The 19,379-nt window shown below is 70.1% G+C and carries 15 protein-coding genes; 7 read left to right on the forward strand and 8 right to left on the reverse strand.

From position 1 onward, the window contains the following. Positions 1-14: 14 nt before the first annotated feature. Entirely contained in the window at positions 15-2,477 is a 2,463-nt protein-coding gene (locus OG349_RS23360; protein WP_327236457.1) for a transglycosylase domain-containing protein, read from the reverse strand. A 256-nt stretch (positions 2,478-2,733) separates the two neighbouring features. Between OG349_RS23360 and OG349_RS23365 the strand changes: the two genes are divergently transcribed. The 4 genes from OG349_RS23365 (at position 2,734) to OG349_RS23380 (ending at position 6,235) form a co-directional block, all read left to right on the forward strand. Further along, positions 2,734-3,534 carry an ABC transporter permease gene (locus OG349_RS23365; protein WP_327236458.1) on the forward strand — a complete coding sequence of 267 codons (801 nt, stop codon included), beginning with the start codon at positions 2,734-2,736 and terminating at the stop codon, positions 3,532-3,534. A 28-nt stretch (positions 3,535-3,562) separates the two neighbouring features. Beyond that, positions 3,563-4,411 (forward strand): ABC transporter permease, encoded by an 849-nt coding sequence (locus OG349_RS23370; protein WP_327238685.1) that lies wholly within the window; start codon positions 3,563-3,565, stop codon positions 4,409-4,411. A gap of 63 nt (positions 4,412-4,474) precedes the next feature. Next, on the forward strand, positions 4,475-5,521 hold the full coding sequence (locus OG349_RS23375; RefSeq protein WP_327236459.1) for an ABC transporter ATP-binding protein: 1,047 nt from the start codon (positions 4,475-4,477) through the stop codon (positions 5,519-5,521). A gap of 9 nt (positions 5,522-5,530) precedes the next feature. Then, entirely contained in the window at positions 5,531-6,235 is a 705-nt protein-coding gene (locus OG349_RS23380; RefSeq protein ID WP_327236460.1) for a DUF1707 SHOCT-like domain-containing protein, read from the forward strand. Between the two features lie 75 nt (positions 6,236-6,310). Here OG349_RS23380 and OG349_RS23385 read toward each other — a convergent pair whose 3' ends face one another. Beyond that, entirely contained in the window at positions 6,311-7,684 is a 1,374-nt protein-coding gene (locus tag OG349_RS23385) for an SGNH/GDSL hydrolase family protein (RefSeq protein ID WP_327236461.1), read from the reverse strand. Positions 7,685-7,849: 165 nt separating this feature from the next. On the opposite strand from OG349_RS23385, the gene OG349_RS23390 reads away from it, so the two are divergent. Next, positions 7,850-9,256, forward strand: coding sequence for a DUF445 domain-containing protein (locus tag OG349_RS23390; RefSeq protein ID WP_327236462.1), 1,407 nt, complete (start codon positions 7,850-7,852; stop codon positions 9,254-9,256). Positions 9,257-9,325: 69 nt separating this feature from the next. On the opposite strand, the gene OG349_RS23395 is transcribed toward OG349_RS23390, so the two are convergent. Both OG349_RS23395 and OG349_RS23400 read right to left on the reverse strand, forming a co-directional pair. Beyond that, a complete protein-coding gene (locus tag OG349_RS23395) occupies positions 9,326-11,830 on the reverse strand; it encodes a SpoIIE family protein phosphatase (protein WP_327236463.1) in 2,505 nt (834 codons plus the stop codon). A gap of 137 nt (positions 11,831-11,967) precedes the next feature. Beyond that, positions 11,968-12,273 (reverse strand): hypothetical protein, encoded by a 306-nt coding sequence (locus OG349_RS23400; RefSeq protein ID WP_327236464.1) that lies wholly within the window; start codon positions 12,271-12,273, stop codon positions 11,968-11,970. Positions 12,274-12,437: 164 nt separating this feature from the next. Between OG349_RS23400 and OG349_RS23405 the strand changes: the two genes are divergently transcribed. Next, the gene (locus OG349_RS23405; protein WP_327236465.1) at positions 12,438-13,421 is read left to right on the forward strand and encodes a hypothetical protein; all 984 of its coding nucleotides are present in this window, start codon (positions 12,438-12,440) and stop codon (positions 13,419-13,421) included. Positions 13,422-13,827: 406 nt separating this feature from the next. Beyond that, complete coding sequence (locus tag OG349_RS23410) at positions 13,828-14,994, forward strand: DNA cytosine methyltransferase (protein WP_327236466.1); 1,167 nt, start codon at positions 13,828-13,830, stop codon at positions 14,992-14,994. On the opposite strand, the gene OG349_RS23415 is transcribed toward OG349_RS23410, so the two are convergent. The 4 genes from OG349_RS23415 to OG349_RS23430 all read right to left on the reverse strand — a co-directional run bounded on the left by OG349_RS23415 (position 14,929) and on the right by OG349_RS23430 (position 19,268). After that, positions 14,929-15,384, reverse strand: coding sequence for a very short patch repair endonuclease (locus OG349_RS23415; protein ID WP_327236467.1), 456 nt, complete (start codon positions 15,382-15,384; stop codon positions 14,929-14,931). The two genes, OG349_RS23410 and OG349_RS23415, sit on opposite strands and share 66 nt — an antisense overlap. A 294-nt stretch (positions 15,385-15,678) precedes the next feature. Next, positions 15,679-16,614 carry a NaeI family type II restriction endonuclease gene (locus OG349_RS23420; protein ID WP_327236468.1) on the reverse strand — a complete coding sequence of 312 codons (936 nt, stop codon included), beginning with the start codon at positions 16,612-16,614 and terminating at the stop codon, positions 15,679-15,681. A 93-nt stretch (positions 16,615-16,707) separates the two neighbouring features. After that, positions 16,708-17,706 carry an SEC-C domain-containing protein gene (locus tag OG349_RS23425; RefSeq protein WP_327236469.1) on the reverse strand — a complete coding sequence of 333 codons (999 nt, stop codon included), beginning with the start codon at positions 17,704-17,706 and terminating at the stop codon, positions 16,708-16,710. A gap of 113 nt (positions 17,707-17,819) precedes the next feature. After that, positions 17,820-19,268, reverse strand: coding sequence for an MFS transporter (locus OG349_RS23430; protein ID WP_327236470.1), 1,449 nt, complete (start codon positions 19,266-19,268; stop codon positions 17,820-17,822). Positions 19,269-19,379: the final 111 nt, after the last annotated feature.

Consider the following 19,379-nt stretch of genomic DNA (forward strand, 5'->3'; position numbering starts at 1 on the left):
GGTGGGGCTCCCCCCTACCGCCCCGCCCCCGGGAGCGGCGGTACGTCTCCCGTCCCGCCCGTCCCCCCGTCTTCCCCGCCCGTCGTCGTGCCGTTCGTGCCGCCCCCCGGGCCGCCGCCGGTGTCGCCGCCCGTCCCTCCGTCGCCCGTACCCCCGCCGGTGTCCTGGCCCGCGCTCCCGGTCCCGTCGCCGCCCGTTCCCGTACCGCCGGTGTCGGTGCCGCCGTCCGTGCCCCCGGCCGCCGTGCCCTCGGTCGGTCCCTGGGTGGTGGGGCCGCCGCCGCTGGGTGTGCCGGTCTGGCCCTGGTCCTGGCCCGGCGGCGGGCTCTGGCCCTGGGACGGGCCGTCCGTCCCGCCCTGCGTGTCGGGGGACTGCGACTCCTCCGGATCGGTCGGCTCGTCCGAGGTCTGCGGGTCGGGTGAGGCGTTCAGCGCGCCGTCCTCCACCCGCAGGTCGAAGGCCTTGACGGGGGTGCCCTTGAGGGCCGCCGCGGTGTACTGGCCCCAGATCTGGGCCGGCGGCCCGCCGCCGTTGACGCGCGCCAGGCCCAGCGCCCCGTACAGCGGCTTCTGCTTCGCCGTCTCGGGGTCCGCGCCCATGACGGAGACGACGGTGGCGAGGTTCGGGGTGTAGCCGGCGAACCAGGCGGCCTTGTCGTTCTCCGCCGTGCCCGTCTTGCCCGCGGCGGGGCGGCCCGCGGCCTGGGCGGCGGTGCCGGTGCCGCTGTCGACGACGCTGCGCAGCATGGACGTCGTGGTGTCGGCGGCCTCGCGGCTGATGGCCCGCTTCGGGTTCCGGTCGGGCAGGCGGATGCCCGCCCCGTTCTTGCTGACCTTGTCGACCAGCGTGTACGTACCGTGCGCGCCGTGGTTGGCGAGGGTCGCGTACGCCTCCGCCATGTCCAGGACACTCGCGGTGGCCGGGCCGAGCGCGATGGAGGGGGACGCGGTCAGGTCGGGGGTGGTGGCGGGGAGGCCGAGGGAGACGGCGGTCTTCCTGACCGTGGCGGGGCCGACGTCCTGCGCCATCTGGGCGTAGACCGCGTTGACGGACTTGTCGGTGGCGGTCCTGACGGTGATGGGTCCGTAGTCGACGTCGTCCTCGTTCGCGGGGGCGTAGCCGGTGGGTCCGGCGGGCCCCTCGACCATCCGCTTGTTGTCGCCGTCGTAGACGGTGTTGGGGGTGATGGCCTCGCCGTCCTGGGTCTCGGAGCCGTTCTGGACGGCGGAGGCGAAGACGAAGGGCTTGAAGGTGGAGCCGACCTGGTAGTCGCGGCGGGTCGCGTTGTTGACGTACTGCTTGGTGTAGTCGATCCCGCCGTACATCGCGACGACCTTGCCGGTGGCCGGGTCGACGGAGGCGCCGCCGACGCGCACGTTCTTGTCGGCCGCCCGGTCGGGGTCGAGCTTGGAGGTGACCTGGTCCTTGACCGCCTGGGTGAACGCGTCCTGCTTGCCGCGCTGGAGGGTGGTCGTGATCCGGTAGCCGCCGGTGGCGAGGGTCTTCTCGTCGATGATGTGGTTCGTGATCAGGTAGTCCTTGACGGCCTGGACGATGTAGCCGCGCTGTCCGGAGAGGCCGGCGGCGGTGTTCTTGATCGGTCCTGGCGTGCGGAACTTCGTCGCGGCGCGGTCGGCGGGGCTCAGCCACCCCTCCTTGACCATGCCGTCGAGGACGTAGTTCCAGCGGGCGAGGGCGGCCGGCTTGTTCTCGGGGTGCGCGACGACGTCGAACTCGCTGGGGGCGTTGAGCAGCGACGCCAGGTACGCGCCCTCGGCGGTGGTGACGTCCTCGATGTCCTTGCCGTAGTACGCCTGGGCGGCCGCCTGGATGCCGTAGGCGTTGCGGCCGAAGTAGCTGGTGTTGAGGTAGCCCTCCAGGATCTGTTCCTTGCTCTCCTCGCGGTTGAGCTTGATCGCGATGAAGAACTCCTTGGCCTTGCGGGTGACGGTCTGTTCCTGGCCGAGGTAGTAGTTCTTGACGTACTGCTGGGTGATGGTGGAGCCGCCCTGGGTGCCCTTGCCGGTCGCGGTGTTCCACGCGGCGCGGACCATGCCCTGCGGGTCGACGGCGGGCTCGCTGTAGAAGCCGCGGTCCTCGGCGGCGAGCACGGCCCGCTGTACGGTCCTGGGCACCTGCGCCAGCTGGACGTTCTCGCGGTTGACGTCACCGTCCCGGGCGAGCGGGGTGCCGTCCGCGTACAGGTAGACGTTGGACTGCGCGGTCGCGGCGGCGTTGGCGGCGGGGATGTGGACGAAGTGGTAGCCCGCGAGGAAGCCGCCGACGACGAGCAGCGCGAGGAAGAGGAACGTACCGAGCAGCAGGCGCCAGGTGGGGAAGAGGCGGCGCCAGCCGGTGCGCTTCGGGCGCCCCGCCTTCTTGCCCTTCTTCCCCGGCCCCTTCTTCCCCTGCCCGGCCGGTGGCGTGGCCGTGGGGTCCCGTGGGGCCCAGCTCTGCTGCTGTGGCTCGTCGCTCATGTGGATGAAGACTCCTCGGCGGGCGCCGGCGGTTCGCTGTCCGGCATAACGGTGTCGTATCAGGCCATTCGTCGCGGAGCCCCAAGAAACGCTGCGCTCATCCATGAAACATGTCCGGGCCGGGAAACGGATCGGGGTGGTTTGTGTGGATTGCCACTTCGGGGGCCGTACGGGCGGCGGGTGGCCGGGCCGAATATCGGTCGCGCCGGGCCGGGCCGGGGGCTAGGGTCGGGCGTTTTGGGAAAGGGGGGCTGTCGTGCGGCTCTACGCCGTGGTGGCCGCGGGTGGGTTCCGGCGCTATGCGACGTACCGGGTCGCCACGTTCGCGGGGATCTTCGCCAACACCGTGTTCGGTTTCATCCTGGCGTACACGTACATCGCGCTCTGGGACGAGCGGCCGGGGCTCGGCGGGTACGACCAGGCTCAGGCGCTCACCTATGTGTGGCTCGGCCAGGCGCTCCTGATGACCTGCGCCATGCTGGGCGGCAGTTTCCAGGACGAGCTGATCGAACGGATCCGTACCGGCGACATCGCCGTCGACCTCTACCGGCCCGCCGACCTCCAGCTGTGGTGGCTGGCGGGTGACCTGGGGCGGGCGGCCTTCCATCTGCTGGGCCGGGGGATCGTGCCGATGGTGCTCGGCGCCCTGGCCTTCGATCTGGCGCTGCCGTCGAATCCGTTGGTCTGGTCGGCCTTCCTGCTCTCCGTGCTGCTCGCGGTCGTGGTCAGCTTCGCGATCCGCTACCTGGTGGCGCTCAGCGCGTTCTGGCTGATGGACGGCGCGGGGGTGGGGCAGATGGCGATGCTGACCGGGATGTTCTTCTCGGGGCAGCTGCTGCCGCTGACCCTCTTCCCGGGGGCGCTCGGCACGGTGGCGCAGGCGCTGCCCTGGTCGTCGATGCTCCAGATCCCGGTGGACGTCCTGCTCGGCAAGCACACGGGGTGGGGGCTGGTGCAGGCGTACGGGTTCCAGGCGGGGTGGGCGGTGGCGTTGCTGGCGCTGGGGCGGGCGCTCCAGGGTGTCGCGACGCGGAGGGTGGTGGTGCAGGGTGGCTGAGGAGCTGTGGGTTTCCGGCGAACCGCGGATCGCCGGGGAGCGGTGGGCCCCCCGGGAGTCGTGGCGGGTCCGGCTGGGCAGCGGACTGCGGGCGTACGGGCTGATCGTGGCGATGTGGGTACGGTCCACGATGGCGTACCGCGCGTCCTTCGCCATGACCACGATCGGGACGTTCACCGCGTGTGCCCTGGACTTCGTGGCGATCCTGCTGATGTTCTCCCACGTGGACTCGCTGGGCGGCTACGCGCTGCCCGAGGTGGCCTTCCTGTACGGGACGTCCAGCACGGCCTTCGGGCTGGCCGATCTGCTCATCGGCTCGATGGACCGGCTGGGCCGCCGGGTGCGCGACGGCACGCTCGACTCCCTGTTGGTGCGGCCGGTCCCGATACTCGCGCAGGTGGCGGCGGACCGGTTCGCGCCGCGCAGGCTGGGGCGGATCCTCCAGGGCGCGCTGGTGCTGGGCTTCGCGCTGGTCGCGCTGGACATCGACTGGACGCTCGTCCGGGTGCTGATGGTCCCGGTGATGATCGTGAGCGGGACGGCGATCTTCGCGGCGGTGTTCGTGGCGGGGGCCGCGTTCCAGTTCTGGGCGCAGGACGCCGCCGAGGTGCAGAACGCCTTCACGTACGGCGGGACGACCCTCCTCCAGTACCCGCCCTCGCTGTTCGCGAAGGACCTGGTGCGCGGGGTGACCTTCGTGGTGCCGCTGGCCTTCGTCAACTGGTTCCCCGCGCTGTACGTGCTGGGGCGCGAGGTGCCGTTGGGGCTGCCGGAGGTGGTCGTGTTCCTGCCTCCGGTGGTGGCGGGGGTGTGCTGCGCGGCGGCGGGGGCGGCGTGGCGGGTGGGGTTGCGGTCGTACCGCAGTACGGGCAGTTAGCGAACCGAGAAGGACCGAGAAGGACCGAGAAGGAACGAAAAGGATAAGGAAGGGACTGGACCGGTGGACGACGACACGGATTTCATCGTGCTGGACGGGATCGAGAAGGTCTTCGACGTCCGGCGCAAGGTGGGCCGCTTCCGTAGGGAGAAGCAGCAGGTCCGGGCGGTGGACGGGATCAGCTTCCGGGTGCCGCGCGGCGAGATGGTCGGCTACATCGGCCCTAACGGCGCCGGCAAGTCCACCACCATCAAGATGCTCACCGGCATCCTGACGCCGAGCGGGGGCCGGCTGCGGGTCGCGGGCATCGACCCGTCGCGGGAGCGTACGCGCCTGGCGCAGCGCATCGGCGTCGTCTTCGGGCAGCGCACCACGCTGTGGTGGGACCTGCCGCTGATCGACTCGTACCGTCTGATGCACCGCATGTACCGCGTCCCGGACGCGCGGTACAAGGCGAATCTGGCGCGCTGCGTCGAACTCCTCGACCTCGGGGAGCTGTTGAACGTACCGGTACGGCAACTCTCGCTCGGCCAGCGGATGCGCGGCGACATCGCGGCGGCCCTGCTGCACGACCCCGAGGTGCTCTACCTGGACGAGCCGACGATCGGGCTCGACGTGATCTCCAAGGCGAAGGTCCGGGATTTCCTGCGGCAGTTGAACGGGGAGCGCGGGACGACGGTGCTGCTCACCACCCACGACCTGACCGACATCGAGCAGCTCTGCAAGCGGGTGATGGTGATCGACCACGGCAGGCTGCTGTACGACGGGGCGCTGGCCGGGCTGCACGTGGTGGGCGAGAGCGAGCGGACGCTGGTGGTCGACCTGGAGCGTGAACTCCCGCCGGTGGAGGTGGTGGGGGCGCGGGTGGTGAAGGTGGAGGGGCCGCGGCAGTGGCTGGCGTTCCCGGCGGCGGCTTCGGCGGCGCCGCTGGTGGCGCGGATCGCGGCGGAATATCCGCTGGTGGACCTGTCGGTGCGGGAGCCGGACATCGAGACGGTGATCGCGAAGATGTACGCGGAGAGGCCGGAGGCGGGGGACTCCGCTTCCGAGGGCGCACCGGTTCGTACTGGCGACCGTTTGGGCACTGACCGTTCGAAGCTCCCGCACTAGGCTGGTTCCATGACGAGCGAGCAGCCAGAGACGCGTGCCTCCGACGCCGAGCGGGAGCGGGTCGCCGAGCGTTTGCGCGAGGCTGTGGCCGAAGGGCGCCTCGACATGGACGAGTTCGAGGAACGCCTCGGGGCCGCGCTCCAGGCCCGTACCCATGGCGAGTTGGCGCCACTGGTCCGGGACCTCCCCGCGCCGGGGACGACGGCCGATCTGGTGTCCGGTGCCAGGTCCACCGCCGGGTCCGCCGTGGGGTCCGGCGGCGACGCCGGCTGGGCGGACCGGGTCGGCAGCGGTGAGCCGACGTCCACCGGCGGATTCGCGTTCTGGAGCGGCTTCAGCCGTAAAGGGACCTGGACGGTCGGCCGTACGTTCACGGGCGTCGTGTTCCAGGCGGGCGGCGAGATCGACCTGCGCGAGGCGCGGTTCGCGGACCGGGACGTGGTGATCCGCTGCGTGGCGATCATGGGCGGGATCGACGTGGTCGTGCCGCCGGGGATGCACGTCCAGGTCAACGGCTTCGGTTTCATGGGCGGGTTCGACCAGGTGGGCGGGGGCGAGGTGGATCCGGGGGCGCCGCGGGTGGTGGTCACCGGGTTCGCGCTGATGGGCGGGGTCGGCGTCAAGCGCAAGCTGAGGGAGGCGGACCGGCTCCGTCTCAAGGAAGAGCGCAAGAGGCTCAAGCTGGAGAAGAAGGCGGAGCGCAAACAGCTCTGACCCGGTGCTGATCCAGCTCTGATCCGGTGCTGATCCCGCCCTGATCCGGAACGCCACCGCTCACCGAAACGGGTCCTACAACTGCGCGGCGCTCCGCGCCTCCAGGACCGCCAGGTCCAGGGCCCGGCCCATCACCCGGTACCCCTCGTCGCTCGGGTGCAGATGGTCGCCGGAGTCGTACGCCGGGTACAGCCGGTCCGGCGCGTACGGGTCGCGCAGCGCCCGGTCGAAGTCGACCACGTCGTCGAAGACCCCGCCCGCCCGGATCGCCTCGTTCACGCGCTGGCGCACGACCTCCCCGGCGGCGGTGTGACCGCCGTACCCGCCGAACGGTGTGAGGGTCGAGCCGATCACCCGCAGACCGCGGGTGTGTGCCTGCGCGGTGAGGTCCTCCAGAGCGCCGATGATCCTGGCGGGGTCCCGTTCCCGCCCGGCCAGGATGTCGTTGATGCCGAGGTCGACGACCACCGCGCGGACGCCCGCCCGGTCGAGGACGTCACTGCGGAACCGTACGAGACCGCTCGCGCCCTTTCCGCGTTCCACCCCGCTTCCTAGGAGGCGGTTGCCACCGATGCCTTCGTTGAGGACTCCGATGTGCCGGTCGCGCAGCCGGGCGGCGAGGTGGTCGGGCCAGCGCCGGTTCGTGTCGGGGTGGGAGCCCACACCGTCGGTGATGGAGTCACCGAAGGTGACAACGGCGCCCCGCGCGTCGGCGGCGAGGACGTCGACGGCCGTCAGGTAGCGCCAGCTGGTGGTCGGCAGGGTGTACGCGCGTCCGCCGATGTCCTCCGTACGGTCGCCGCGTGCGAGGTACGAGGTCTGGAGAGCGTTGCGGTGGTACGTCACCGGCCCTCCGGCGGCCGGGGTGTAGACCGTCACCAGCAGATCGCCGCCGGGCGGCAGGCGCAGGGGCACGGCGTCGCTGACGACCTGGCCGCCGGGCGGGACGGTGACGGCGGGGGCGTGACCGAACGTCACGCGGCGCATGGTCCCGGCGAGGGCCGACGCGCCGCCCCCACCGGCGGTCGTGTCGGCCGCGTTGACCGCGCCGGTTCCACTACTCCTGCCTGTCCCGCCGCCCGGCCCCCGGAGCGCCACGGACGCGTGACCGATGCGCAGGTCCCCGGAGCCGTACCGGTTGGAGAGGGTGATCCGGACGCTCGTACCGCCGATGCTGGTGTGCACGATGTTGCGGACGGAACGCCCGGGGTAGCCGTGCGGCGCGCCCGGCTCGGGTCCGCCCGGCGCCGCGGCCCAGGTGCCCGTCCAGGCACCGGCGGAGGCGGGCGCCGCGGTGCCGAGGGACGTACGCCCCGGGGAGGCGCCGGGGCGGGCGCCTCCGGAGCCGTACCCGTATCCGAACCCGAAGCCCGAGACGATGGCGGCGCAGACCAGCGCCACCACCCCTATGAGAGCCCCGAGCAGGGCGAATCCACGAGGTCGTGTCATGGCCCCGGTCTCTCCTCGCGTCGGTCGCCCCATGGGTCCCGTGCGTACGGGACGCATCTCCGGGAACTCGATGTGCGCCCCGGGAGTACCACAGGTAGGGACAATGCGTACGGGTGGAATTGTGCACGAGCTGGGGCACGATACGTACGCGGACGGGTGGAGCGGATGGAACGTACCAACAAGGGGAGAGCGGCCGGACCTGACACGGACGCCGGCGGTTCTCCCGACTCGGACGCGGGCCGTCCTCCCGGCACGGGCGCGGGCCGCCCTGCCGGCCGCTCCGGGGGGCTGCCCGTCGGCGGGCTGCCCGCCTTCTCGTACACGGCGGCGGACGAGGAGAAACGGCGGGGCGTCCGCCGGATGAAGACCACCGCCGGCGGGCTGCTGCTGCTCGTCGCGGTGATCTACGTGCTCGCCACCTGGGCGAAGAACTCGGGCGTGGACGGCTGGCCGGGCTATGTCGCGGCGGCGGCCGAGGCGGGGATGGTGGGCGCGCTGGCGGACTGGTTCGCGGTGACGGCGCTGTTCCGGCGCCCGCTGGGCCTGCCCATCCCGCACACCGCGATCATCCCGAACAAGAAGGACCAGCTGGGCACGTCCCTGGGCGCGTTCGTCGGGGAGAACTTCCTGTCCGCGGATGTCGTACGGGCCCGGCTGCGGGCGCTCGGCATCGGCGGCCGGCTCGGTTCCTGGCTCGCCGAACCGGCCCACGCGGACCGGGTGACGGCCGAACTGTCCACGGCGCTGCGGGGCGCCCTGACCGTGCTGCGGGACTCGGACGTGCAGGCCGTGGTCGGCGAGGCGATCACGCGGCGCGCGGACGCGGCGGAGATCGCGCCGGGGCTCGGCAAGATGCTCGACCGGATCGTCTCGGACGGGGCGCACCACCGCGCCGTGGACCTGATCTGCACGCGAGCGCACGACTGGCTGGTGGAGCACGGCGACTCGGTCATGGACGCCGTGCAGGGCGGGGCGCCGGGCTGGACGCCGCGGTTCGTGGACCGCAAGATCGGCGACCGCGTGTACCGGGAGCTGCTGCGGTTCGTCACGGAGATGCGGGACATGCCGGGGCACCCGGCGCGGGGCGCGATCGACCGCTTCCTGCGGGACTTCGCGGTGGACCTCCAGTCGGACACGGACACGCGGGCGCGGGTCGAGCGCCTGAAGTCGGAGCTGCTGGCCCGGCCGGAGGTGCAGGACATCATCGCGTCGGCGTGGTCCTCCGTACGCGGAATGATCATCTCGGCGGCGAGCGACGACCACAGTGAACTGCGCCTGCGGGCGCGGGCCTCGCTGCTGTCCCTGGGGGCGCGGCTGGCGACGGACGGGCGGCTCCAGCGGAAGGTGGAGGGCTGGGTGGAGGACGCGGCGGGGTATGTCGTGTCGACGTACCGGGGGGAGATCACGTCGCTGATCTCGGACACGGTGAAGAGCTGGGACGCGAACGACACGTCCCGCAAGATCGAGGCGAACATCGGGCGTGACCTTCAGTTCATCCGCATCAACGGGACGGTGGTGGGGGCGCTGGCGGGTCTGGTGATCTATACGGTGTCGCACGCGCTGGGGGCGTGAGGTCGGCGGATCCCCGGCGGCGCCATCCTCCCCGCGTGCGACCCGATGATGGGGCCGGGGCATGGGCTGTCAGTAGCCGGGCAGCGGCTGCTCGCACCAGATGGTCTTGCCGGTGGTCGTCTGGCGCGTGCCCCAGCTCTGGGTGAGGCCGGCGACGAGCAGCAGCCCCCGCCCGCCCTCGTCCGTCTCCCTGGCGCGGCGCAGGTGCGGCGCGGTGCTGCTGCCGTCGGAGACCTCGCAGATCAGGGTGCGGTCGCGGATGATCCGCAGCCGGATGGGGGGCGCGCCGTGGCGGACGGCGTTCGTGACGAGTTCGCTGGCCACCAGTTCCGTGATGAAGGCGGCCTCCGCGAGCCCCCACGCGTCGAGCTGGTCGACGACCAGTCTCCGGGCCCGTTCGACCTCGGCGGGATCGGCGGGGATGTCCCAGGTGGCGACCTGATCGGGCGACAGGGCGCGCGTACGGGCGAGCAGCAGGGCCACGTCGTCGGCCGGGCGTTCGGGGAGCAGAGCGCCGGTCACGATGTCGCACGCCTCCTCCAGCGTCGCGGCGGGCCGCGCCAGCGCCCGGCACAGCTCGGCGATGCCCCGGTCGATGTCGTGTTCGCGGGACTCGATCAGGCCGTCGGTGTAGAGGGCGAGCACGCTGGAGGGCTCCAGCTCCAGTTCGGTGGTCTCGAAGGGGAGGCCGCCGATCCCGAGGGGAGGACCGATGTGGCCGGTGACCGGTGCCACCGACCCGTCGGGGGTGATGACGACGGGGAGCGGGTGGCCGGCGGTGGCCAGGGTGCAGCGGCGGGAGACGGGGTCGTACACCGCGTACAGGCAGGTGGCTCCGAGGTCGGCCACGGCTGCCGGATCGTGCAGTTCCGCGCTGTACTGCTCGCCGTCGGCGAGACGGATGACCAGGTCGTCGAGGTGGGTGAGGAGTTCGTCGGGCGGCAGGTCGACATCGGCCAGCGTACGGACGGCGGTGCGCAGCCGGCCCATGGCCGCGGCGGCGTGCAGGCCGTGGCCGACGACGTCGCCGACGACGAGGGCGACCCGGGTGCCCGACAGCGGGATCACGTCGAACCAGTCGCCGCCGACCCCGCCCAGCTCGCCGGTGGGCAGGTAGCGGGAGGCCACCTCCACGGCGGCCTGCTCGGGCAGCCGCTGGGGGAGGAGACTGCGCTGGAGGGTGAGCGCGGTGGAGCGCTCGCGGGTGTACCGGCGGGCGTTGTCGATGGCCACGGCGCCCTTCGCCGCCAGTTCCTCGGCGAGGGAGACGTCCTCCTCGTCGAACGGCTCGTCCTGCCGCGAGCGCCAGAAGCTGAGCACGCCCATCGTGTCGCCCCGGGAGAGCATCGGCGCGGTGATGAGCGAGTGGACGCCCTCCGCGAGGATGCGCCCGGCGTACTCCGGATCCCCGGCCCGCCAGGAGGTCGACGTCCGCAGGTCGGCCTCGATGTGGCCGAGCCGGGTGCTGAGGCTGCGCGCGTACAGGGTGGTGGACGGGGGCGTGCGCCGGGTCCCGACGGGGCGGAAGGGGTGGTCCTCACGGATGCCGCCGACCGCGATTCTCTGGAGCTCTCCCGCGCCGGGCAGCTCTCCCGCCCCGGCCGGCGGCACCTCGCCGTGTACGGGGGTCAGGAGGTCGGCGGTGGCGAAGTCGGCGAACTGCGGCACGACCACCTGGACCAGTTCCCGCGCGGTCTGTTCGACGTCGAGCGTGGTGCCGACCGACACGCTGGTGTTGTAGAGCAGCCGCAGGCGCCGGCGCGCCGCCTCGGTCCGGCCGCGGCTCTCCTGGAGGGATCGGACCATGGTGTTGAAGGACGCGCCCAGCGCCCCGATCTCGGAGGGACCCGTCGTCTCCATGCGCACGCTGAGGTCGCCGTCCGCGATCTGTTTCGCCACGGCGGCCGCCTTGCGCGCCGGGCGTACGATCGCGCGGGACTGGTAGACGGCGAAGCCGACGATGAGCAGGATCGACGCGCCGAGCCCGGCGGACGCCGCGATCACGGCCCGGTCGGCGTTGGCGGTGGCGGTGTCCGTCCGTTCGTCGAGCAGTTCGCGCTCGGAGGTCATGTAGTGGGTGAAATCGGCCCGCAGCGTGTCGGCGAGCCGCTTCCCCCGTGCCGTCGTCAGCAGGCTCGACACGTTGGGATCGCCCCGCTGGGCGGCGCTGACCAGCGGAATCGAGTAGGTGCGGATGTACGAGTCGACGCCCCGCGTGATCTTGTCCGCGAGCCGTTTCTGTCCGGGGGACGTGGCGTGCGCCTGGAAATCCCGCGACTGTGTGGGAAAGGCCTTGAGGGCGGCCCGCCAGGGTTCCAGGAACACGTCCTGCCTGGTGATGACAAATCCCCGCTGCCCGGTTTCGAGATTGGCGAGCAGCTGTTCGAACCGTTCGGTTTCGACCACGCCCATGCGGGTCTCTTTGCGCGCGTCCGCCGAATCGCGCATGCCGTTGATCGCCCACAGCATGAAACCGAAGATCAACCCGATCAGCAGCGCGAGCAGGCCGCTCGCCACGACGGTGAGCCGGGTCAGACCCCATCGCAGGTCCTTCCCCGGCACCTGTCTCCTCATGGCCCACATCATGCCTGGAGCGGGCGGTTTATGCCGGTTTCGCACCTCCCCCGGGGGCGGCGGGGGCGGGACGGCGCTGCTCAGCCGCGAGGGTCACTGTGCCCAGCCGCGAGGGTCACTGTGCTCAGTGACCGTGCTCAGCCGTCCGTACGCCGGGTGACGACCCAGGACGCGGCGGCGACCGTACCGGCCACGGTGAGGACGGCGGGCCAGGCGCCGACCTTCTTGGCCAGGGGGTGCGAGGCGCCGAACGCGGCGAGGTAGGCGGCGCTCAGCCCGACCGAGGCCTTCGCCCCGCCGACCTGGTGCCACTGCCGCGCGGCCACGGCGCCGGCGGCGGCCAGCGCGACCCCGCCGAGGGGACGCTTCTTGGTCCACCGGGCGACCGCGTATCCACCGACGAGCCCCCCGGCCGCCACCACCGCTGCGGGAACCTGAGCCATCACAACCACCTCTGCCGATGCTGTCACCAACGCGAAGAGCGTACGTCGCGCGAAGGGGCACCCCTGAAGGCACCCGCCCCCTCAACGCAACGGAGGACACAACAGATGGTCACAACCCACCCCCCGGCGTTCGCCCCCCGCCCCCACCCGGGCAGAGAACCCATATGCTCCGAACGACCGCCGCGGACCCGGCCATCGCCCGCCTCGCCCGCGCCCAGCAGCGCCTGGCGACCTCACGCCAGCTCCGCGCGACCGGCCTGGCACCGAGCACCACCGCCCACCGCTGCGCACCGAACGGCCCCTGGCAGCGCCTGCTGCCGGGCGTGGTCCTCCTCCAGACGGGGGCGCCGGACCCGCGCCAACGCCTGCTGGCGGCGGTGCTGTACGGGGCGACGGACCTGAACGCCCTGTCAGGCACGACGGCGGTACTGACGGGCGAGTCGGCACTGGCCCTCTACGGGGTGCCGGGCACCACCACCAACAGAGCGGCGGTCCTGGTACCGGCAACGCGGGGCCTGCGAAACAGAAGGTACGTACACCTCCACCGCACGAGCCGCTGGCCACCGACCCTGCTGGTGGACGGCATCCCCTGCGTACGCCCGGTGCGCGCCGCCGCCGACTTCGCGGCCCACGAACGCTCCCCGGACCGCGTCCGCGCGATCCTCACGGCGACGGTCCAGAAGACGAGCTGCCACCCGGAAGACCTCCGGGCCGAACTCCACGCGTCCCGCGCCCTCCGCAACCCGGCGGCACGCACGGTCCTCGACGACCTCCGCGCGGGCACCCAGTCCATGGCCGAGGCCCAGGCAAGGGACACCCTCCTCCGGGCCAGCCTCCCCCACCCCCTCTGGAACCCCACCCTCCTCACCCCGAAGGGCACCTTCCTGGCCCGCCCGGACGCCTACTGGCCCCACGCGGGCGTGGCCCTGGAGGTCGACTCCGAGGAATACCACCTGGGCATCACGGAATACCGCACCACCCTCCGCAGACGCCTCTGCCTGGAGGCCCACGGAGTAGACGTGATCAGCGCGGTCCCCGCCCTGATCCGCGACCACCCCCAGGAACTGGTAGCAGCGATCACGACCAAACTCCACCAATCCAAATCCCGCCCCCACCCCCCGGACCTGATCATCAGGCCCTACCTCTGAGAGCCGGAACCGGCTGACCATCCTGGAGTCGCGACAGGCGTGGAGACCTGCGGCGGGCGCTGAGCAGTTCCTCAGCCAGCGGCCTGTCCGGAGCGGTGCTCGGGCGTTGCCAGGTACGGCAGTCAGCGTCTTGCCCTCAGAGGGCAGGCCTTCTGACGCTTCCTCGGCATCTTCGGGGCATTGAAGGGCGGGCCGGGCCGCGCCGGGTGCCGAGCACTCGGTAGTTTGTGCCTGGAGTCGTGCTCAGGGAAGATCCCGATGAAGGTTCGCTCTGAGGCGAGTGGTGCGGAGGGGCGTTGCCCTGCGTGCTGCGCACTGCGAAAGGTCGTGTTGTCAGTGGGGCGTGTCACCCTCGGTGATGGCTGGTTGCACAAGTGCCGGCTGGGCAAGTCTGGAAGGAGGGTGCATGAACACTGAATCCACCTTTACCTCAGTGGAGATCTGCGCTGGAGCGGGGGGACAGGCGGTCGGACTGCATGGGGCGGGATTCCGTCACCTTGCATTGATTGAGATCGACGCTCATGCGTGCAACACGCTGTCGCTCAACGTGAATTCACGCCCCGACTGGGCAGGGTGCAAGGTTATTCCTGCCGACTTGCTTGAATTTGACCCAGCCGACCTGGACCTGGAGCAGGGGTCGCTGGATCTTCTGGCTGGCGGCGTGCCGTGCCCGCCGTTCTCGGCAGCGGGCAAGCAGCTGGGAGAGGACGACGAGCGTGACCTATTCCCTACGATGCTTGATCTTGTTGACTACCTGAAACCGAAGGCAGTCATGATCGAGAATGTGCGCGGGTTGCTGGAACCCCCTCAGAAGTTCCGTGACTATCGTGAAAATACGATCAAGCGACGGCTCCGTGAGGCTGGGTACGTAATCTGTGGCTGGAAGGTAATCGAAGCCCGCGATTACGGAGTGCCGCAGTTGCGTCCCAGGGCGATCCTGGTGGCCATGCGCGCGGAGTATGCCGGATATTTTTCCTGGCCTGACCCATCTGAGAGTCGGCTCGTGACGGTGGCTGAGGCTCTCGGGCCGTCCATGAGGAAGCGGTTCGGGAGCTCGCCCGAAGGCAAGGCTGCCTACAGACGCTGGCACAAGCAGGCCGCGCAGGGAGTGGCGCCTACGCTGGTCGGCGGTTCAAAGAAGCATGGGGGCGCGGATCTTGGCCCTACACGCGCGAAGAAGGCCTGGGAGAAGCTGGGTGTAGACGGCTTGGGCGTAGCCAATGAATCTGTTGACATGACAGATGCGGGTCGCGACCTCTACGGGGTGCGCGGACCGAAGCTTACGGTGAGTCAGGCGGCAATCATCCAGGGATTCCCGAGTCACTGGAAATTCTCTGGCCGGAAGACTGCGGCCTACAGGCAGGTAGGAAACGCTTTCCCGCCCCCTGTTGCCGAAGCTATCGGAAAGCAGATCATTTCGGCATTGGAGGCGGGCGTGAAGAACCCGCTTTCCCTAGATCAGTATGAGGATGACGTGCGTGATGTCCTCTTCGAGATCCCTGGGCAGTCAGATGCTCTTCCCACGCCGGTCGTTGACCGTGTTCGCGATGAGGAGGGCGCATTTGTCGGCTGACTCGTGCTCCCAGAAGCGGAGTACCGCCCAGCCAGCCTCGGCGAGGCGTTGATCAGTATCGCGGTCACGGGCGATATTGCCGGCGACCTTGCCGGACCAGTAGCCGGTATTGGTCTTGGGCGAGACATAGTGTTCCGGGCAGCCATGCCAGTAGCATCCATCGATGAAGACGGCGACCTTTGCCGGGCGGAAGACCAAGTCAGCTGTCCGGCGAAGGTCTGCCAGAGGCCTAGCGGCGACGCGGTAACGAAGGCCCTGCGCATGAACTAGCCGTCTGATCAGCCGTTCCGGCTTTGTGTCACGGCTCCTGATTGCCTGCATATTGCGGCGGATGGCTGCGGAGGACGCCCAAGAGCCCTCGGGCGGGTTCCATTCGGGTGTCGCTTGCATGAGCGAGAGGTCTCCGTGCGTAGTAATTCCTAACGATTCGATACCATAGCCAAGAGTTCCCTGCATGTCTCACCTGGCAAGCTTTTGTCCTTCTTTGTGAGATTTTGAACTTCGAGGAAGTTTTGGCGGTGTCGATATCAAGTGATCTCAGTGTGTAAACGTCGACTCCGCTGCTCTTAGTCGAGGCAATATCGAAGCCGAGCTCTCGAAGTTCTCGCATTAGTTTCCCGGTACCGGCGCATGAGGGGGAGTTCGTCATGCTGATCTTCCACTGTCCATCACCTCTTTCATGACCTATTCCGGGGACGTGTGCGTGGGGAGGACGGGGCCGGTTTCCAGGGGATCCTCGCTCCTGGCGACGGCCCAACAGGCTCCGTCAAAGAAGGCCTGGGGCAGGCCCGCGTGCTCTGGTTTTGCTTGAACCAGGCGGGCGCTCACAAACTCCCCCTCCTGTGGAACGGGAAGTTCGAGCAGCTTGGCAATATTCTGGTGGCTGGCGTAGTCGCCCATGATGACGATGCCCTCGGAACGAAGAGCTGAACGGGCGCCGCCATTGCCGCGAACCCGCTTCATGTAATCCTTCTGTTGGGCCACGGTGCGAACCACATTGCGGCCCACGCGGCGTCCCTGGGCGCGGCGGAACAGTTCATTGAGGCGGGCTTGTCCTGACGGCTGAGCAAACACGGCAGCGCGGTCGGTGGCGTCCATGTGCAGGAGTACATTCTCGGGCAAAGCTGAATCCCGCCACAGCCAGGCGATTTTGTTGCGGTGTTCCGCTTTCACTGTCAGTTTCATATCGCGGTTGTTGCCCTGGTTGAGCCATTCACTCTTTATGCGGAGCAGTCCTGCACTCCAGCGGCTGGTGTAGTCATCGGCCCAAACCAGTAGGCACAAGTGTCCAACTGCCTCGGGAGGGATCATCCAGCCGCCAAACTGCTGCGAGTATTTGCAGTCAACGTCGATCCCCTGGATTTGGTAGTCCATGTCGGCGCCGTCTTCGAACTTAAATTCTCTCTGCAGATTGATTTCTACTACCGTACCCGCGTGAGTCTTTTCGGTCTTGAAGAGGGTCTTCCAGTCATACCGGCCCGTCACTTCGCCATTGAGTAGTTGATCGATGGTGTCCCGGATTACTCTGGCGAAACGCTGCCCTGATGGATCAAGGGAATGCAGGTGTTGGTGGACAGCGACCCAATCCGGATCGTGGAGCATGGCCGTGCTCGAAGCCATATTGGAAGCTGCGGAGAAGTCGAGAGGGAGCAAATGCGCCTTCTTATTCGTGAGTAAGCCCTAGAGCCACTAGGGCCAGAGGTAATTCATTGCCTATGCCGTGCCGTGGCAGTCCTTGTACGGGGTGCCTGAGTTGCACCAGCAGGGGGCCGTTTTGGTGGGGGGCCAGGGGGTGGCTCGGCCTCGGGCTGCGAGGGTGGTGGCGTATTGGGGGAGCAGGTTGGGGTCTTCGGGGGAGGCGGCTTCTGAGGCTGCGAAAGCCTCGTACGAAGGGACCGTGCCGGTGACGATGCCCAGGTTCGGGGTGCCCGTTGCCGCCAGGTCGCGGAGGGAGGACTCCAGGGCCGTCAGGTGGGCTTCCTCCGTCGGGTATTCCGTGGTGAGGGGCGGGTAGGCCGTGAGGAGTTCGCCCAGTTCTTGGGTGGGCCAGTGCAGTACCGCGACCGGGAACGGGCGGGACAGGGCCGTGCGGTACGAGCCCAGCTCGGCGCGGAGGCGGGTGATCTCGGCCTGGAGTTCGGCCGGGTTGTCCGAGCCCAGGGACCAGAGGCGCTTCGGGTCGTGGAGTTCGTCCAGGGGGACCGTCGCCCGGTGGAGGCTGTCGGCGAGGGTGTCCCAGGCGTCGTGGTCCAGGGCCAGCAGGCGGCGGACGCGGTGGCGTCCTGTCAGGAGCGACTGGGTGCGGTACGGGACGTCCTCGCCGGGGGTGAGGAGCAGTTCGAGGGCCGTGGTGAAGGAATCGAGGGCCGCTTCGAGTTCGTCGTGGGCCTCCAGGGTCTCCGCCACGATCTCCCAGGGGGCCGGGTCCAGTGGGGCCGCGGCGCGGAGGCCGGCGATGATCGCCTGGGCCTCGGCCTCGTGCCCGTACTCCCAGAGGTTGGCCGCCTTGAGGGCCTTCACCAGGTGGGGGCGGTCGGGGGAGCCCGCGAGGAGGGTGTCGTAGAGCCCGGTGGCGCGGTCGCGGGCGCCGGCGAGTTCCAGATGGGCCGCGGCCTGGAGGAGCAGGGGCTCGTGGTCCTCCGGGTACTGGGCCGCCGTGCGGAGCAGGCGCTCGGCTTCCGTGGTGTGGTCAGCAGGCATGTCGGGGCGCATGGTCCACACCGTACTGCCGTGGGTGGTCCGGACAGAGGCCGGTGGGCGGAGATGAGGGAGATGAGGGGAGGGAGTGGTGGGGTTGCGGGACGGGGGAGCCGTGGGGCGTCGCGTCAGGGGCGCGGTGTGCGGTCCTTCAGTACGAGCATCAGTGCCGCCGCCACCAGCGAGAGCGCCGTCGCCACCAGGATCGCCGCGTTCGCCCCCGCCTCCCGGCTCCCGCCCGACGTCGCCACCGCGATCATCAGGGCCACGCCCGCCGCCGAACCGATGTAGCGGGCCGTGTTGTTGGCGCCCGAGCCCATCGCCGCGCGTTCCGGCGGTACGGACTCGACGGAGAGGCGGGGCAGGGCCGCGTTCAGCAGGCCGCTGCCCACCCCCGCGACGAACAGCCCCGGCAGCAGGCCCACCAGCGAACCGGCGTCCAGCGCCACCAGGATCGCCGGCGCCCCCACCGCGTGCAGGACGAAGCCGAACGCCAGCTGGTGGCGCGCCGCCACCCTCCCGCTCAGCCGCCTGGCCTGGAGCGCCACCACGAAGGCGGTGCCCGCCCACAGCACGAACAGCCAGGCCGCGCCGAGCGCCGACAGCCGTATCGTCCCCTGGAGCAGCGACGGCAGATAGCTCATCATCCCGATCACCGCGAGCCCCGTGAACAGCCCGCCCACCGACGCCGCCTGGAACAGCGGGCGGCGCAGCAGGCCCAGGTCGATGAGGGGGGCTGTGGTACGCCTCTCCACCACGGCGAAAACCGCCGTGAGTACGACGGCCGCGCCGAGCAGGAGCAGGACCGGCGCGCGCAGCCAGCCGTCCCGGCCCAGGGTGAGCGCGCTGATGAGTGCCGTGAGGGCCAGGGCGAGGGTCAGCGCGCCCGTCAGGTCGGGCCGCGTGCGGTGCGGGGCGCGTGATTCGGTGAGTACGCGGGTGGCGAAGGCGGCCGTGACGAGTGCGGCGGCGCCGAGGATCACGTACGGCAGGCGCCAACTGGTGCTGTTCAGGGCGCCGGTCAGCAGCGGGCCGAGGGCGATCCCGCCGCTGACGAACGCGCCCCACACCCCCGTCGCCCTGATCCGCGCGTGCCCGGCGGGGAAGGCGTGGACCAGCAGGCCGAGACTGCTCGCGATGATGGCCGCGCTCGCCGCGCCCTGCGCGACCCGGGCCAGGGTGAAGAAGAGGCTGTCGCCCGCGAGTGCGCCGAGCGCCGTACTGACGCCCAGCGCGAAGGTGCCGACGAGGAAGAGCCGCCGCCGGCCGTAGTCGTCGGCGAGGCTTCCCGCGACGAGGAGCAGGGCGGCGAGACCGAGCGGGGTGCCGTTGAGGAGCCACGCCTGGGCGGAGAGCGGGGTGCCGAACTCCGCGGTGAGGGTGGGAAGGCTGAGCATCGGGGTCGTGTAGTTCATCAGCGCGACCATCGTCGCGAGGCTGGTGACCGCGAGGGTGGCGGCGGGGAGGCGCGCGGTCGCGCCGGTGGGCGCGGGTGCGGGCTCGCGCTCGGGCGAGGCCGTGGGTGGTGCTCCCGGGACGGCCACCTGCCCGCTTGTGTCTGTTTTCGTTCCAGCCATGGCGTCTCTCGTCCCCTACGGTCCGGTGTTCCGCGCGACCGAGTTGGTTCGTTCATTGAACCTGACCGGTCGGCGCCGAGCGTAGCATGGTCAGTTCATTCATTGAACCTG

It is taken from the genome of Streptomyces sp. NBC_01317 (genome assembly GCF_035961655.1).
GTDB lineage: Bacteria > Actinomycetota > Actinomycetes > Streptomycetales > Streptomycetaceae > Streptomyces.